The sequence below is a fragment of the Collinsella sp. TM05-37 genome (genome assembly GCF_003436455.1).
Classification (GTDB): Bacteria; Actinomycetota; Coriobacteriia; order Coriobacteriales; family Coriobacteriaceae; genus Collinsella.
This window is the reverse complement of the sequence record NZ_QSPN01000005.1, coordinates 105,791-120,845: the sequence shown is the minus strand read 5'-3', so window position 1 is coordinate 120,845 and position 15,055 is coordinate 105,791. Positions and strand designations below refer to the sequence as shown.

Below are 15,055 nucleotides of genomic sequence, written 5' to 3'. Positions count from 1 at the left end.
TGTTCCGCTATGCGGTTGTCAATTTGCGAAAGAAATTATGCGTCACCCCTCAACATGGCGCGGTCGTTGTAGAATATTGCAATGATTGCTCCCACGACATGGTGCCGCGAGCACCAGATAAGGAGATTCTTGTGTCTGAGACCATTAACGGCAGCCTGAGCGTCTCGAACGACGTTATTGCCGATATTGCCGGTTATGCCGCGATGACGTGCTATGGCGTCGTCGGTATGGCTGAGCAGCTCCAAGGCGCCGAGAGCGTGCGCCTGCTTGCCGGTCAGCGCCTCCGCAAGGGCGTGCTTGTCTCCGCCGACGAGAACGGCCTTACGGTCGATCTTCACGTCGTGCTCGAGAACGGCGTCAACATGAAATCCGTCTGCCACAATCTTTCGAGCTCCGTTGCCTTCACCCTGCAGGAGATCGCCCAGATCGATCCCGCCAGCCTTAAGATCGGCATCCATATCGACGCGCTCAAGAGCCGTTTGAACTAGCATCCGAAAACGGAGATTTAAATACCCATGATTGCAAAGACCATTCGCACCTGTTTTCCGATCGCTGCGGCTGCCGTTTCCGACAAGGCCGAGGAGATCAACAAGCTCAACGTCTTTCCCGTGCCCGACGGTGACACCGGCACCAACATGTCGCTCACGCTCGCCTCGGTGACCAAGGAGCTTTCTGCCCTTCCCGCCGACGCCGACATGGAGGCCATCGCCGGCGCCATCACCCACGGCTCCCTGATGGGCGCCCGCGGCAACTCCGGCGTCATCACCTCGCAGATCTTGCGCGGCGTGGCCGAGGGCCTTGTCTCCGCCGACGAGCCCATTACGTCCGCCAACATCGCCTTCGCCTTCCGTCGTGCCGTCAAGGTTGCCTTCCAGGCAGTGCGTAAGCCCATCGAGGGTACGATCCTCACGGTGTTGCGCGATGTCTCGACCAAGGCCGACGAGTGCGAAAAGAAGAAGTTCTCGGCCGAGGACGCGCTCGACGCCATCGTCGTCGAGGCCTACCAGTCCGTCGCCCGCACGCCCGACCTGCTGCCCGTTCTGAAGGAGAACGGCGTGGTCGACTCCGGCGCCTTTGGCTTTGCTATTTTCCTTGAGAACTTTGTTGCCGCCGCTCTTGGCCGCAGCACCGTTGTCGAGGATTTCTCCGCCACGTTTGATTCCGCCTGCTCTGCCCGCGACGCGGCCCTTGGTCGTGTTGAGATCGAGGCCAACGACGACTGGGAGGGCTCGGAATTCCGCTACTGCAACGAGTTCCTCTTTAAGGCCGACGCTCCCTTTGACGAGGACGAGTGCCTCAAGTTCCTGGGTTCCATGGGCGACTGCGAGCTGCTCGTGGGTGCTTACCCCGATTACAAGATTCACGTGCACTCCAACACCCCCAACTTGGTGCTCGAGCACATGCTGCAGCTTGGTCAGATCTACGAAGTCTTTATCCATAACATGGAGATGGAGGCCCACGACCGTACTGCCAAGATCCACGAGGACCAGGAAAAGGCCGCCGAGCCCGCGAAGGCCCTGGGCTTTGTCGCCGTTGCCGCCGGTTCCGGCGAGGCAGACATCCTCAAGTCTCTCGGCGTTGACGTGATCGTCTCGGGTGGCCAGACCATGAACCCTTCGACTGCAGACCTGCTGGGCGCCGTTGACCAGGTCAACGCGACCTCGGTCATCATCCTGCCCAACAACGGCAACATCCGCATGGCCGCCGAGGCCGCTGCTTCAGCCTGCACCGACAAGAAGGTCGCCGTCGTTCCCACCAAGACCGTTCCGCAGGCCTTCTCCGCGCTGTTCGCGGTCCTACCCGATTCCGAGCTTGAGGATGCCGTCGCCGCTATGGTCGACGCCATCAGTGAGGTTCGCGATGGCGAGGTCACCCGTGCCGTGCGCGATTCCAGCGCCTCCGACGGCTCGCCGATTCACTCCGGTGACGTCATGGGTATCATTGCCGGCTCCATTGATGTGGTCGGCTCCGACGTGAAGCAGGTCACGCTCGATTGCATTAACCGTATGCAGGAGGAAGAGGAGGGCGACGCGCTGACGATTCTGGCAGGCGAGGAACTGTCCAATGAGGCCTTCCAGGAGATTGTCGATGCCATTGAGGAGGCTCAGCCCGATCTGGAGATTGACGCCCATCGTGGCGAGCAGCCGCTCTATCCCGTGATCTTCTCGATCGAGTAGGCAACTGCCCATGTCCGAGCTGTGCTCCGTGCCGCGCGTCTCGGAGCGCTTTGCCCAGAGCAATGCGCTCGACGAGGATATCGCGCGACTCAAATATGTTTCGGGTAAACGTGAGGAGGCCCTTCGCCGTCTGGGAATTCGGACGGTGGGGGACCTCCTTCTCCATATCCCTCATCGATACCTGGACTTTACGCGCTCCTGGTCCATCGAGATGGCGCCCATCGGTACCGTGTGTACCATCATCGCCACGGTCGACCGTATCGTCCAAAAGCAGCCTCGTCCGCACATGCAGGTGACCGAGGTCTCACTCGTTGACGAGACGGGCGTGCTGCAGGTCGCCTTTTTCCGCCAGCCCTGGATTGCCCAGCAGCTTAAGCAGGGCGACCGCCTGGCCGTAATGGGTAAGGTCGAGTTTGCCTACGGCTTTAAGCAGATGGCCTCGCCGCACTTTGAAAAGCTTGAGGAAGGGCGCGCCGCGGGCACTATCCTGCCGGTCCATTACGTGAGTGACGGCGTGAGTCAGGCATGGATGCGCCGTATTGTAAGTGGCGCGCTCGAGGTCGTCGGCAATCCCTTTGATCCCATTCCGGCACGCTTACGCGTTAAACGTCGCCTGATGAGCCATGCCCGTGCCCTTCGATCGATCCACTTTCCCTCGAGCATGGCTGAGCGCGATATCGCGCGCGCACGGCTTGCCTACGAGGAGTGCCTCTACCTGCAGCTGGCGCTGCGCCTGCGCAACGACGGTGGCTTGGTCGAAGTCGCTCCCTACGCCCACGCCGCGGGCGAGCACCTGGCCGCGCTCAAGCAGGCCCTGCCGTTTTCGCTGAGCGACGAGCAGGAGGCCGCGTTCCAAGACATCCTGCGCGATATGTGCGATGGCGGGCGCGTGATGAACCGCCTGCTGCTGGGCGATGTCGGTACCGGTAAGACCGCCGTTGCCGCCTGCGCGCTGGCTGTGGCTGCCGATAGCGGCACACAGGCCTGCGTTATGGCGCCCACGGGCGTGCTGGCGCGTCAATATGCCGATAAGACCGGCCCTCTGCTCTCGCAGGCCGGCATGTCTTGGGCGCTTCTGACGGGTGCCACGCCGGCCGCAGAGCGCGAGCGCATCCATGCACAGCTGGAATCGGGCGAGCTTGACGTGCTCTTTGGCACCCATGCGGTGCTTTCGGATAACGTTGCGTTCAAGCATCTGTCGCTTGTCGTCATCGATGAGCAGCACCGGTTTGGCGTCGGCCAACGCAATGCCTTGCGCGCGAAGGGCCCCGGTGCCGATCTGCTCGTTATGACGGCAACGCCCATCCCGCGTACGCTGGCGCTTTCGGTCTACGGCGATCTGGACACGAGTATCATCCGCCATCGGCCCGTCCCTGGCGCTGGCGTGACGACACGCGTGCTTACCGAGTCGAGTCGCGACCTTGCCTATGGCGCCATCCGCGAGGCGCATGAAAAAGGTCAGCAGGCCTACGTGATTTGCCCGCTCGTGGAGCCGAGTGACTCGGCCGATGATCTGGAGGACGTGCCCGGTATCGTCCGCGACGACGAGGGCCGCGTGACGGTCCCCGTGCCGCTGCACGATACGGCGACCGAGCTCGATCGCCTGCGTCTGGCGTTGCCGGGTCTTGCCATCGAGCGCCTTCACGGCCGCATGCCAGCGGGGGAGAAGGACCAGGTTATCGATGCCTTTAAGCGTGGCGAGATTGACGTGCTCGTCTCGACTACGGTGGTCGAGGTGGGCGTCGACGTGCCTAACGCCACCGTCATGGTCATCGAGAACGGCGAGCGCTTTGGTTTGGCGGCGCTGCACCAGCTGCGCGGTCGCGTGGGCCGTGGCAGCGTGTCGGGCACGTGCCTGGTCATGACGCACTCCAAGGGCAACGGCGGCGCTTCGGCAGCACAAGATCGCCTGCAATCGCTCGAAAAAACCTCGGATGGCTTTACGCTCGCCCAGATGGACCTGCGTCTGCGCCACGAGGGCGAAATCCTGGGGTACCGCCAGCATGGCGGAGTGACCCTGCGCTTTGTCGACCTGGATGCCGACGAGGAGCTGATCGAGTGGGCCCATTTGGACGCGGTTGAGCTCTTGCGGTATGCTTGCAACCTTGACTCCGTGGCGACGCGCCCCCTGCGCGATGCGGTCGCCATGCGATATCGACACATTTTTAAGGAGGTCAGCGGAGGATGAGAATCATCGGCGGCGAATGGCGCGGTCGTAAGATCGAGGAGCCCCGTGGTCGCGATGTCACCCGCCCCACGACCGATCGCGTGCGCGAGGCATGCGCATCTATGGTCATGTCGGCATTCGACTTCGATCTGGACGAGGTCCGCGTGCTGGACGCCTTTGGCGGCTCCGGTGCCTTAGGGTTAGAGATGCTCTCACGTGGTGCCCGCTCGCTCACGACGTTCGAGATCGATCGGAATGCCGCGCGGCTCATTACCAAGAATATCGAGTCGCTCTGCCGTGACCGTGCGCGTTGGCGCGTGATAGCGGGCGACATGTTGGCGAGTGCCTCGCGCGGTCGTGTGCCGGGCGGCCCCTTTGATCTGGTCCTGCTCGACCCGCCCTATGCTTTTGGTGCCGAGCCGGTCGAGGAGCTGCTGCAGAAGCTGGCTCAGCAGGGTCTGCTTGCACCTGGCGCTTATGCCCTGTTTGAGCATGCCGCCGCCGATGCGGGCGCGCATCCGGCAGGCTTTGAGATCGTGCGCGAGAAGCGCTACGGCATTACCTCGGTCGACCTGCTTCGTTGGGTCGGCGATGACGATGGTGAGGAAGATTGCGCTGGCACCGATGCTCACAACAACGATGCCACGACGTTTCAGGAGGACGACCATGAATGACACCATCAACCGCGTGATCGTCCCGGGCACCTTCGATCCCATCACGTTTGGCCATATCGACGTCATCCGCCGCGCCCGCCGCATCTTTCCCAGTGTGATCGTCGCTGTTGCCGAGTCGCAGGGTAAAAACGGTGTGGGTACCACGTTTATGCTCGATGAGCGCGTGGCGCTGGCCCGCGAGGCGCTCGGTGATATCGACGGCGTCGAGGTCCTGCCCTTTACCGGCCTCTTGGTCGACTTCGCTCGCGAGCAGGGGGCGGGGGCCGTGGTCAAGGGCCTGCGCGCCATGACCGACTTTGAGTACGAGCTGCAGCAGGCAGATCTCAACTATCGCTTGGATAACGAGCTGGAGTCCATCTTTGTCATGAGTGCGCCGCAGTACGGCTATATCTCGAGCTCGGTCGTTCGCCAGATCGCCTCACTCGGCAGCGATGTATCGACCTTTGTCCCGCCCAACGTGGTCGAAGCGCTCAGACATCGCTTTTCGTGACGTTTTTTATTGCCTGGTGGCATGTGGTAAACTAGCACGATGATATGTTACCTATGAAAGGAGACCGGATGCCGGGCGAGAATTTTCCTGGCGATAGGATCGTCAGCTTGGTCGATGAGCTCGAAGGGCTGATCGAGGAAGCCAAGCCGCCTTTCGGCAAGAACGCTCAGTTCAAGGTCATCGACGCCGACGTGTTCTTCAACATCCTCGACGAGATCCGCATGAGCTATCCCGAGGAGTGGCAGAAGTCCCGCCGTATCCTTAAGGAGCGCGAGGAGCTTATGGCTTCCGCCGCCGCTCAGGCCGATTCCATCATCGCCGACGCTCAGCAGCAGGCCCTCACCATTGCTGGTGAGCAGGAGATCGTCCGCTTAGCACAGCAGCAGGCCGACGACATCCGCGATCGTGCCCAGCAGTACGAGCGCGAGACGCGTTATGCTGCCGAGGACTACGCGGAGCAGGTCTTTACGCACCTGGAGGAGAACCTCAAGAGCCTGACCGGCACCGTTACCCGTTGCCGTCAGCAGCTCAACGAGGGTGCCGCCCAACAGAATGGTCAGTGGTAATGGCTGAGTTCCCGAGCGTTACCGTCGATCTTTCCGAGCAGCTCGAGTTTCCTGGTGATTCGTATCCGCTGACCGGTAAGGTCGATGTCGCCACCTACATGGTGGGCGAGAAGGAGTACCAGCTACAGGACGGCATCGACTACGACGTTGTCTTTACCAATGCCGGTACCGGTGTCTTGCTCACGGGCATGGTCCGCGCGCACGCCACCGGCGAGTGCGACCGTTGCCTGGAGCCCGCCTCGTTTGATATCGCCGGCGAGATCGAGGAGTTCTACCTCTTTGAGGAGCCCGAGGATCCCGAGGCCTACGAGGACGGCTACGAGCTCCTGGGTGAGGACCGCATCGTCGATCTGGGTGAGCCCATCAATGACGCGGTCGTTATGGACACGCCGTTTGTGGTGCTCTGCAAGCCCGATTGCCGCGGTCTGTGTCCCACTTGCGGTTGCAATCTCAACGTCGAGCAATGCGATTGCGCCGCCCAGGCAGAGGCAGAATGGGCTGCTGCCACGGAAAATCCATTTGCAGCATTGAAGAATCTCAAGCTCGATGAGTAAAACTGTGGTAGTATCGCTACTTGCGCGTAATCGCCACACTGGATAGTTCATAAGGAAGGTCACTATGCCCGTACCTAAACAAAAGCAGGGTCGTATCCGCACTCACACCCGTCGTTCCGCCAACATGAAGATCTCGGCTGCGGCTCAGTCCACGTGCCCCCGTTGCGGCGCTGTCAAGCTTCCGCACCACGTGTGCCCCAGCTGCGGTTTCTACAAGGACCGCGAGGTTATCGTTACCGAGTAACGGTATACTCTGGATGCGATGCCGTTCCAAATGGAACCACAATGGCCGGCTCAATGAGTCGGCCATTTTTGTATAAGGAGCATGTATATGAGTAACGTTCGCGTTTGTGTAGACGTTGTGGGCGGAGACGAGAAACCTCAGGTTGTTCTCGATGGTATCGAGGCTGCGCTTGCCGCCGATCCCGATATCGAGGTCTTGGCAGCTGGCCCCTCTGAAATCGTCAATCCCTTTGCTGCTTCCCATGCACGTGTTGAGGCCCTTGAGGCACCCGACGTTATCGCCATGGATGACGATCCTATTCGCGCCGTGATGACCAAGCGCAAGTCCTCGATCGTGCTTGCCTGCCGCGCCATCAAAAAGGGCAACGCGGACGCGTTCTTCTCCGCCGGCTCCACCGGCGCCATGACCGCCGCTGCTACCGCATACGTGACGCCGTTTAGGTATCAGGCCGAAGGCAAGAAGCAGCCGGTGCGCCCCTGTCTGACCAATGCGTTGCCCAATCGCGCCGGCGGTCTGACGGTGCTGTGCGATATGGGCGCCAACCCCGATGTCGAGGTCGATGACATGGTGCGTTTTGCCCAGATGGGTAGCGCCTATGCCCGCGTCGTCCTGGGCATCGAACATCCTCGCGTGGGCCTGCTTGGTAACGGCACCGAGGACGAGAAGGGTTCTAACTTTACCAAGGCCTGCTTCCCTGCTATGAAGGCCGCAGTTCCGGGCTTTGTGGGCAACTGCGAAGGCACCGACCTCACCTCGGGCAATTTCGATGTCGTTGTTGCCGACGGCATGTCGGGCAATATCGCTCTCAAGGCTACCGAGGGCGCTGCCAAGTTTTTGCTGCAGGAGCTCAAGGGCGCCTTTATGGCCTCGCTCGGCACCAAGATCGCCGCGCTGCTCATCAAAAAGCAGGTGCGCGAGATTAAGGCCAAGCTCTCTGGTGATGCCAAGGGCGGCGCGATTCTTTTGGGCCTGCGTGGCGTGGTCCTGATCGGCCATGGCGCCACCTCGGTCGAGGCTGTTAAAAACGGTACGCTTGCGGCGGCCGAAGCCGTGCGCGCGGGGCTGGTCGAGAACGTCGCCAACTCCATGGACGGCATCGTTTTGTAAGAGCGAGTTAGAGCGCTGTTATGTGCCTCGCGGCCTGCTTCGTGGGGTAGAATCAGAACCGTGTCTTGGTACCGCCCGGGCGGTACCATTCTTTTGGTATTCATGCACTATGAGAGGAAGCGCTATGGACCGCTCCGAAATCTTCGACAAGATCGCCGAGGTCGCTGCTGACGTTCTGGGCGTCGATGTTGCCGAAATTAGCGATGAGACCACCTTTGACGACCTCGATGCCAACTCGCTCGAGCGCCTGCAACTGGTTACGGCTATCGAGGACGAGTTCAATCTCGAGATCGATGACGAGACCCTGCTCTCGCTCAACTCTGTCGCCGACGCCGTCGACGCGATCGAAAACGCCAGGGAGGCTTAGGTCTTGGCTTTATCCGAACGACTTACGCGCGCCCAGGAGATTCTGGGCCACGAGTTCAATGACAAGGTGCTGCTGCGCGCGGCCCTTACGCATCCTTCGGCCGTCGAAGGCCAGCCAGTCTCGGCAAGCTACGAGCGCCTTGAGTTCTTGGGTGATTCCATTTTGGGCGCCGTTGTCGCACGCTCCCTGTTTGTGTCCTATCCGGAGTTTGACGAGGGCAAGCTCACGCGCCTGAAGGTGTCCCTTGTCTCGGGCGCCACGCTGTCCGAGGTGTCGCACGAGCTGGGTATCGATGACATCATCATCTTTGGTGCCTCCGAGACCGGTACCGGCGCGCGCGGCCTGCACTCGGCGCTCGAGAACGTCTACGAGTCGCTCGTGGGCGCGCTGTATCTGGACGCCGGCTGGGATGCCGCGGCGGAGTTTATCCACCGTACGCTTAAGCCACATTTGGCATCCGAGCGTGCCGAGCACCCTGCGAACCCCAAGTCGTATTTGCAGGAGTGCGTGCAGGCCGACGGCCACGAGCCTCCCGCGTACAAGCTGGTCGGCTCCGAGGGCCCTGCGCATGCGCCCACCTTTACCGCCGTGGTGTTGATCGATGGTATTCGCCAGGGTCGCGGCTCCGGCTCCTCAAAGAAGGAAGCCGAGGGAGCCGCTGCACTCGAGGCACTTGACCGCATGGGCTACACCACCAACGGCGTGATTCTCAACAAGAAGCCTGTTTAAGCGAGGAACCGTGTATCTCAAGTCCCTCACGCTCAAAGGGTTCAAGTCGTTTGCCGACCGCGCCCATATGACGTTTGAGCCGGGCCTGACCGTCATCGTCGGTCCCAACGGCTCGGGAAAATCGAACATCTCTGACTCGATTCTGTGGGTCCTGGGCGAGCAGAGCGCCAAGCAGCTGCGCGGCCAGGCCATGGAGGATGTCATCTTCTCGGGCTCGTCAGCGCGCAAGCCGGTGGGTGTCGCCGAGGTCACGCTGGTGCTCGATAACTCGGACCATATGCTGCCCGTCGACTTTGACGAGGTCGCCATCGCCCGTCGTATGTATCGCTCGGGCGAAAGCGAGTACCTCATCAACTCGAGTCCGTGCCGCCTGATGGACATTCAGGACATCCTGCACGATTCGGGCTTGGGCAAGGATACGCATTCCATCATCAGCCAGGGCAAGCTCGACGCCATTTTGCAGAGCCGCCCCGAGGAGCGCCGCGCCCTCATCGAGGAGGCCGCCGGCATTTCCAAGCACAAACGCCGCAAGGAGCGTGCGCTCAAAAAGATTAAGTCGATGGACGAGCACCTGACGCGTGCCCGCGACATCAATAAGGAAATCGCCCGTCAGCTGCGACCTCTGGAGCGTCAGGTCGATCGTGCGCGCAAGTACAAAGAGCTGTCCTCGCGCGCGAACGAGCTTACGCAGATGCTAGCCGTCGACGAGCTGCGTTCGCTGCAGTCGCAGTGGAACGACTTGGAGAGCCGCTCCAAGGAAGGTGCCGCCGAGCTGGAGCTTGCGCAGTACCGCTTGGGCGAAAAGGAACGCGAGCTCGAGAAGCTCCAGGTCATGCTCGAGGAAAAGGGCCTGTTTGTGGGCGATCTGGGCGAGCAGCGCCGCCATATGCAAGACGTGGTCGGCCGCATTAACTCTGATATGCGCCTGCTCGAGGAAAAGGGCCACAACATGGTGTCGCGCCTGTCCGACATGCGCGGCCAGATCTCGAGCTCCGAGCATCAGCGTCGTCGCGTGGTAGAGGAGCTCGAGGACGCGCGTGCGCAGCTTGAGGAAGTGACCGGCGCGCACATGCAGGCCCAGGAGGACGTTGACGCCGCTGGTCCTGCCGCCGCTCAGCTCCACGAGCGGCGCGTGGCGCTCGACAATCAGATTTCGCAGCTTACGCGTGAGCAACGCGATGTGCAGCGTGTGGCCGATAACGCGGCGCTCGAACTCGCCAAGGTGAAGGACTCGCTGAGCAACGCCGAGGTCGAGGACAACATGTACGCCTCACGCCTGGAGCAGATCGACGAGCAGCTCGAGGAAGTCACGGCCTCACTCGAGAGCCGTCGCGACCGCGCCGAGGAGCTCGACAGTGCACTTGATCAGGCCCGTCAAGCCCAGATTGATGCTCGCGAGGCTACCGAGGTCGCCCGTGCAGCCCTTAAGGACCTGCGTGTCCGCGAGAGCGAGGCGCGCAACAAACTGTCCGAGGTGCGCTCGGAGCTTGCCAGCCAAAAGAAGCTCGATGCCCGCATGGCTGACAGCTCGCCGCTGGTGAGCCGTCTGATGGGTGCGCTGGGCGACGATGTCTCGGGTCGTCTGGGCGACGTGCTCGAGGCCCCGCGTGAGCTTGAGGGCCTGGTTGAGCAATTGCTCGCCGGCGATATCGATGCGCTGCTGTTCGACGATGCGTCCGCGCTTGAGCGTGCCGGTCGTGCCGCTCTGGACCAGAAGAAGGCCTCGGGCGAGGCGCTGCTGGTCGCGCGCGGTGTGAGCGCCTCTGCTGCCGCTAAGGGCGCTGCCGGTTCCCGCCTGGTCGATCGCCTGTCCGTACGCGCCGGCTATGGCCCGGTTGTCGAGGCGCTGCTCGGCGGCTATTACGTTGTCGACGACTTGGCGGCTGCGCTGGCCGCGCCTGTCGTTGACGGCGTGACTTACGTGACCCCCGATGGCGCCCGCGTCGCCTGCGGCGGCCTGGTGCGTGTGGGGCTCGACGCCGGCGAGGCTTCGGGTGCTTTGGAGCGCAAGCGCCGCATCCGTGAGCTCGAGGGCCTGGAACCCGATCTGGCTGCTGTGTTTGAGCATGTGTCGGATCAGGTCGTCGAGGCCAATGCGGCCGTTGAGGAGGCGCGTGCCGCCGAGGGCGATGCCGCCGGCGAGATCGCCCGTCTTGAGGGCGAGCGCCGCTCGCTGCTCTCCGAGATTGGCCGCCTGGAGCAAAGCGCCAACAACGCCGAGGTCGAGCACGTGCGCATCTCCAAGCGCCGCGAGCAGGCCGCCGAGGCCGTTCGCGCTGCGCGCCCGCGCGTTGACGAACTCACCCGTTCGCGTGACGAGGCGCGTGCACAGGCAAGCGACCTGGGTCTCCAGATTGCCGAGGCCAACGATGAGCTCGATCGCGTTCGCCGTGACGATTCCGAGGCCGCCGGTAAGCTCGCCGATGCCAAGGTGCGCCTGGCCCAGACGAGCGAGCGCCTGCGTTCGCTGAAGGGCCGCGTGCCCGACCTTGAGCATCGTCTTGAGGGCATCGACCGTCGTATCCGCGGAACACGCCAGGCTTCGCGCTCGCTCGAGCTGCTGCGCCTGCGCGTCGACCCCATGCACGAACGCTATTCTGCCCTGTTGGAACGCGCATCGGATTGGGCAGCGCGCCTGCGTGACCAGGCCTCTCTGGAAGAGGCGGACTCCGCTTCGCTCAAGAAGACCATCGAGGATGCCAAGGCCGAGGTTGCCCGCGCTAAGGAGCGGGTCGATACCGCCACTGCCACGCAAAACGAGTTCAAGGTTTCCCGCGGCAAGCTTGAGGTGCAGGTAGAGGCCGCCATTAAGGCCATTACCGCCGATGGCACCACGGTGCTCGAGGAAGCGCTCATGCTTCCTGCTCCCACCGACCGCGACGCCGCCGAGCGGGAGCTCAACCAGCTCGTGCGTCATATCAACAATCTGGGCCCCGTGAACCAGGTTGCCATGGAGGAGTACGAGCAGCTCAAGCGCCGCGCCGACTACATCGAGGACCAGCTGGCCGATCTGGAGAGCGCGCGCAAGGCGCTCACCAAGATCACAGTGGCCATTGATCGCAAGATGCGCAAGGCGTTTCTGGTGACGTTTGAGAAGGTCGACGCGAACTTCCGCGAGATCTTCGCCATGCTGTTCCCGGGTGGCCAGGCTCATCTTGAGATGACCGATCCCGAGCATCCTGCCGAGACGGGCATTGAGGTTGTGGCGCAGCCGCGCGGCAAGCGCATTACTAAGATGATGCTCATGTCGGGTGGCGAGAAGAGTCTGACGGCGCTCGCCCTGCTCTTTGCCGTGTACCGCACGCGCACGGTGCCGTTCTATGTGCTTGACGAGGTCGAGGCGGCGCTTGATGACGCCAACCTGTCCAAGCTCATCGGAGCCCTCGATGTGCTGCGTTCCGATACACAGCTCTTGGTCATTTCGCATCAGCGCCGTACTATGGAGGACGCTGACGTTCTCTATGGCGTCTCGATGCAAGCCGACGGCGTCAGCCGCGTCGTCTCGCAAAAACTCGATCGCGAAACCGGAAAGGTCGTGAATGCATAATGGGATTCTTTGACGCTCTCTCGCGCGGACTTGAGCGCAGCCGCGAGGCCCTCAACGAGGTCTTCTACTTTGGTGGCGAGGTCGACGAGGACTTTTGGGAGGACCTTGAGGACACCCTCGTCATGGGTGACATGGGTGCCGAGGTCGCTATTCAGGTCTCCGATGACCTGCGCGATGCTGCTGCCAAGAAGAACCTTAAGACCGCCCCGCAGCTTCGCCGCGCTCTGGCCGAGCAGCTCGAGGGCCATTTTGTGCCTGTTGAGCGTGATCCGTTTTCCGATACGCCGAGCTGCGTGCTGTTTGTGGGCATCAACGGCGCCGGCAAGACCACAACGGTCGGCAAGATTGCGAGCGCCATGGCTGCCCGCGGCAAGAACGTGGTGATCGGTTCGGCCGACACCTTCCGCGCCGCCGCCATCGAGCAGCTCGATGTGTGGGGCCAGCGTGCCGGCGTACCGGTTATTAAGCGTGACCGCGGCTCCGATCCGGCGAGCGTGTGCTATGACGTGCTCGACGAGGCCGATAAGCGCGGCAGCGACCTGGTGCTCATCGATACCGCCGGCCGTCTGCACACAAGCCCCGAGCTCATGCGCGAGCTTGCCAAAGTGGTCAACGTGACGCGTAAGCGCGCCGCCAATATGGCTGCCGGCCCCATGCCTGTCTCGGTCGTCCTCGTAATCGATGCCGCGACGGGCCAAAACGGTCTGAACCAGGCGCTCGAGTTTAACGAGGCGCTGGGCCTGGACGGTATTATCATGACTAAGCTCGACGGCACTGCTAAGGGCGGTATCGCCATGGCCGTGGCCGAGAAGCTCAAGCTCCCGATCCTGCGCATCGGCGTGGGCGAGCAGGTCGATGACCTGCAGGAGTTTAACGCCAAAGATTTCTGCCGCGCCCTGGTGGGCGAGTCCAACTAAGGAGTAACCAGTGTTTGATTCCCTGAGCGATCGCCTCAACGACACATTTGACCGCCTGCGCGGCAAGGGTAAGCTGACCGAGGCCGATATCACCTCGGCCATGCGCGACATTCGCATGGCGCTGCTCGAGGCCGACGTTAACTTTAAGGTCGTCAAGGAGTTCGTTGCTAAGACCAAGGAGCGCTGCATGACCGCCGAGGTCATGGAGTCGCTGTCGCCGGCGCAAAACGTCGTCAAGATCGTGCTCGACGAGCTCACCGAGATGCTCGGCTCCACCGAGAGCAAGCTCGTTTTTAGTAACCGCATTCCTAATGTCATCATGCTCGTGGGCCTGCAGGGCTCCGGTAAGACCACGGCTGCCGTAAAGCTTGCCTACCTGCTCAAGAAGCAGGGCCGCTCGCCGCTGCTCGCCGCGTGCGACGTCTACCGTCCCGCTGCTGCCGACCAGCTTTCCACGCTCGGTGGCGAGATCGGCGTGCCGGTCTTCCGCGGTGACGGCGAGCACCCGGTCGATATCGCCAAGGGCGCCATCCAGGAGGCCGTCGACCATCTGCGTGACGTGGTCATCGTCGATACCGCCGGTCGTCTGCAGATCGACGAGCAAATGATGCAGGAGGCCGTGGACATCAAGAAGGCCGTCAAGCCCGATCAGGTGCTGATGGTCGTCGATGCCATGACCGGCCAGGATATCGTCAACGTCGTCTCGACCTTCGCCGAGCGCACTGACTTTGACGGTGTTATCATCTCCAAGCTCGACGGTGACGCCCGTGGCGGTGGCGCACTTTCGGTGCGTCAGGTGACCGGCAAGCCCATCAAGTTCGTGAGCATGGGCGAGAAGCCCGACTCGCTGGAGCCGTTTTACCCGGACCGCATGGCCAAGCGCATCTTGGGCATGGGTGATGTCGTAGGTATTATCGAGAAGGCCCAGGAGGCAGCCGATGCAGAGCAGCTTGAGGCTGCCGAGCGTATGCTGCGCGAGGGCTTCACCATGAACGACATGCTCGACCAGATGAAAGCCGTCAAAAAGATGGGCGGCATGAAGGGTATCCTGGGCATGCTCCCCGGTGGCCAGCGCGCGCTCAACCAGATGGGCGGTAACCTGGACGAGGGCATCTTCGACAAGAACGAGGCCATCATCATGTCGATGACCAAGGAGGAGCGTCTGCGTCCCTCCATCATCAACGGCCAGCGTCGCGCGCGTATCGCCAAGGGCGCCGGTGTGACCCCCACCGAGGTCAACAGCCTTATGAAGCAGTGGGGCGAGATGAACAAGATGATGGGCCGCATGCGCACGATGGCCAATCAGGCACAGGCCGGCGGCAAGAAGGGCAAAAAGGGCAAGAAGGGCAAGAAGATGCGCATGCCCAATATCCCTGGGCTGGACGCTATGGGTCTGGGCGGCATGGGCGGCCTGGGTACGGGCGGTCCCAAGTCCGATATGGAGCTGCTGCGCCAGATGGAAGCACAGATGCGCAATAAGAAATAGGGCTGTAATTCCAGCTTGATATGGCAAAGG

At 62.0% G+C, this 15,055-nt stretch carries 14 protein-coding genes; all 14 read left to right on the top strand.

The window, feature by feature from the left end; genetic code table 11:
* Positions 1-98 precede the first annotated feature (98 nt).
* The 14 genes from DXD48_RS04400 (at position 99) to ffh (ending at position 15,025) form a co-directional block, all read left to right on the top strand.
* On the top strand, positions 99-488 hold the full coding sequence (locus DXD48_RS04400; RefSeq protein WP_187361832.1) for an Asp23/Gls24 family envelope stress response protein: 390 nt from the start codon (positions 99-101) through the stop codon (positions 486-488).
* A gap of 27 nt (positions 489-515) precedes the next feature.
* A complete protein-coding gene (locus DXD48_RS04395; RefSeq protein ID WP_117564154.1) occupies positions 516-2,177 on the top strand; it encodes a DAK2 domain-containing protein in 1,662 nt (553 codons plus the stop codon).
* Positions 2,178-2,187: 10 nt separating this feature from the next.
* Entirely contained in the window at positions 2,188-4,365 is a 2,178-nt protein-coding gene (recG, locus tag DXD48_RS04390) for an ATP-dependent DNA helicase RecG (RefSeq protein ID WP_117564153.1), read from the top strand.
* Positions 4,362-5,018: a 16S rRNA (guanine(966)-N(2))-methyltransferase RsmD gene (gene rsmD, locus DXD48_RS04385; protein WP_117564152.1), complete on the top strand. Its 657-nt coding sequence runs from the start codon at positions 4,362-4,364 to the stop codon at positions 5,016-5,018. Before recG ends, rsmD begins: the two co-directional genes overlap by 4 nt.
* Positions 5,011-5,508 (top strand): pantetheine-phosphate adenylyltransferase, encoded by a 498-nt coding sequence (coaD, locus tag DXD48_RS04380; protein WP_117564151.1) that lies wholly within the window; start codon positions 5,011-5,013, stop codon positions 5,506-5,508. Before rsmD ends, coaD begins: the two co-directional genes overlap by 8 nt.
* Before the next feature lie 68 nt (positions 5,509-5,576).
* Positions 5,577-6,074, top strand: coding sequence for an ATPase (locus tag DXD48_RS04375; protein WP_040358176.1), 498 nt, complete (start codon positions 5,577-5,579; stop codon positions 6,072-6,074).
* Positions 6,074-6,628 (top strand): DUF177 domain-containing protein, encoded by a 555-nt coding sequence (locus DXD48_RS04370; RefSeq protein ID WP_117564150.1) that lies wholly within the window; start codon positions 6,074-6,076, stop codon positions 6,626-6,628. Before DXD48_RS04375 ends, DXD48_RS04370 begins: the two co-directional genes overlap by 1 nt.
* Before the next feature lie 64 nt (positions 6,629-6,692).
* Positions 6,693-6,872 carry a 50S ribosomal protein L32 gene (rpmF, locus tag DXD48_RS04365; RefSeq protein ID WP_022094017.1) on the top strand — a complete coding sequence of 60 codons (180 nt, stop codon included), beginning with the start codon at positions 6,693-6,695 and terminating at the stop codon, positions 6,870-6,872.
* Positions 6,873-6,959: 87 nt separating this feature from the next.
* Positions 6,960-7,979: a phosphate acyltransferase PlsX gene (gene plsX / locus DXD48_RS04360; protein WP_117564149.1), complete on the top strand. Its 1,020-nt coding sequence runs from the start codon at positions 6,960-6,962 to the stop codon at positions 7,977-7,979.
* Positions 7,980-8,103: 124 nt separating this feature from the next.
* Complete coding sequence (locus DXD48_RS04355) at positions 8,104-8,346, top strand: acyl carrier protein (protein WP_055309519.1); 243 nt, start codon at positions 8,104-8,106, stop codon at positions 8,344-8,346.
* Between the two features lie 3 nt (positions 8,347-8,349).
* Positions 8,350-9,075, top strand: coding sequence for a ribonuclease III (rnc, locus tag DXD48_RS04350; protein ID WP_089571704.1), 726 nt, complete (start codon positions 8,350-8,352; stop codon positions 9,073-9,075).
* A 10-nt stretch (positions 9,076-9,085) separates the two neighbouring features.
* A complete protein-coding gene (gene smc, locus DXD48_RS04345) occupies positions 9,086-12,622 on the top strand; it encodes a chromosome segregation protein SMC (RefSeq protein ID WP_117564148.1) in 3,537 nt (1,178 codons plus the stop codon).
* Positions 12,622-13,539, top strand: a complete 918-nt coding sequence (gene ftsY, locus DXD48_RS04340) for a signal recognition particle-docking protein FtsY (RefSeq protein WP_117564147.1) — start codon at positions 12,622-12,624, stop codon at positions 13,537-13,539. Before smc ends, ftsY begins: the two co-directional genes overlap by 1 nt.
* 10 nt (positions 13,540-13,549) lie before the next feature.
* Positions 13,550-15,025, top strand: a complete 1,476-nt coding sequence (gene ffh, locus DXD48_RS04335; RefSeq protein ID WP_117564146.1) for a signal recognition particle protein — start codon at positions 13,550-13,552, stop codon at positions 15,023-15,025.
* The last annotated feature ends 30 nt before the right edge of the window (positions 15,026-15,055 follow it).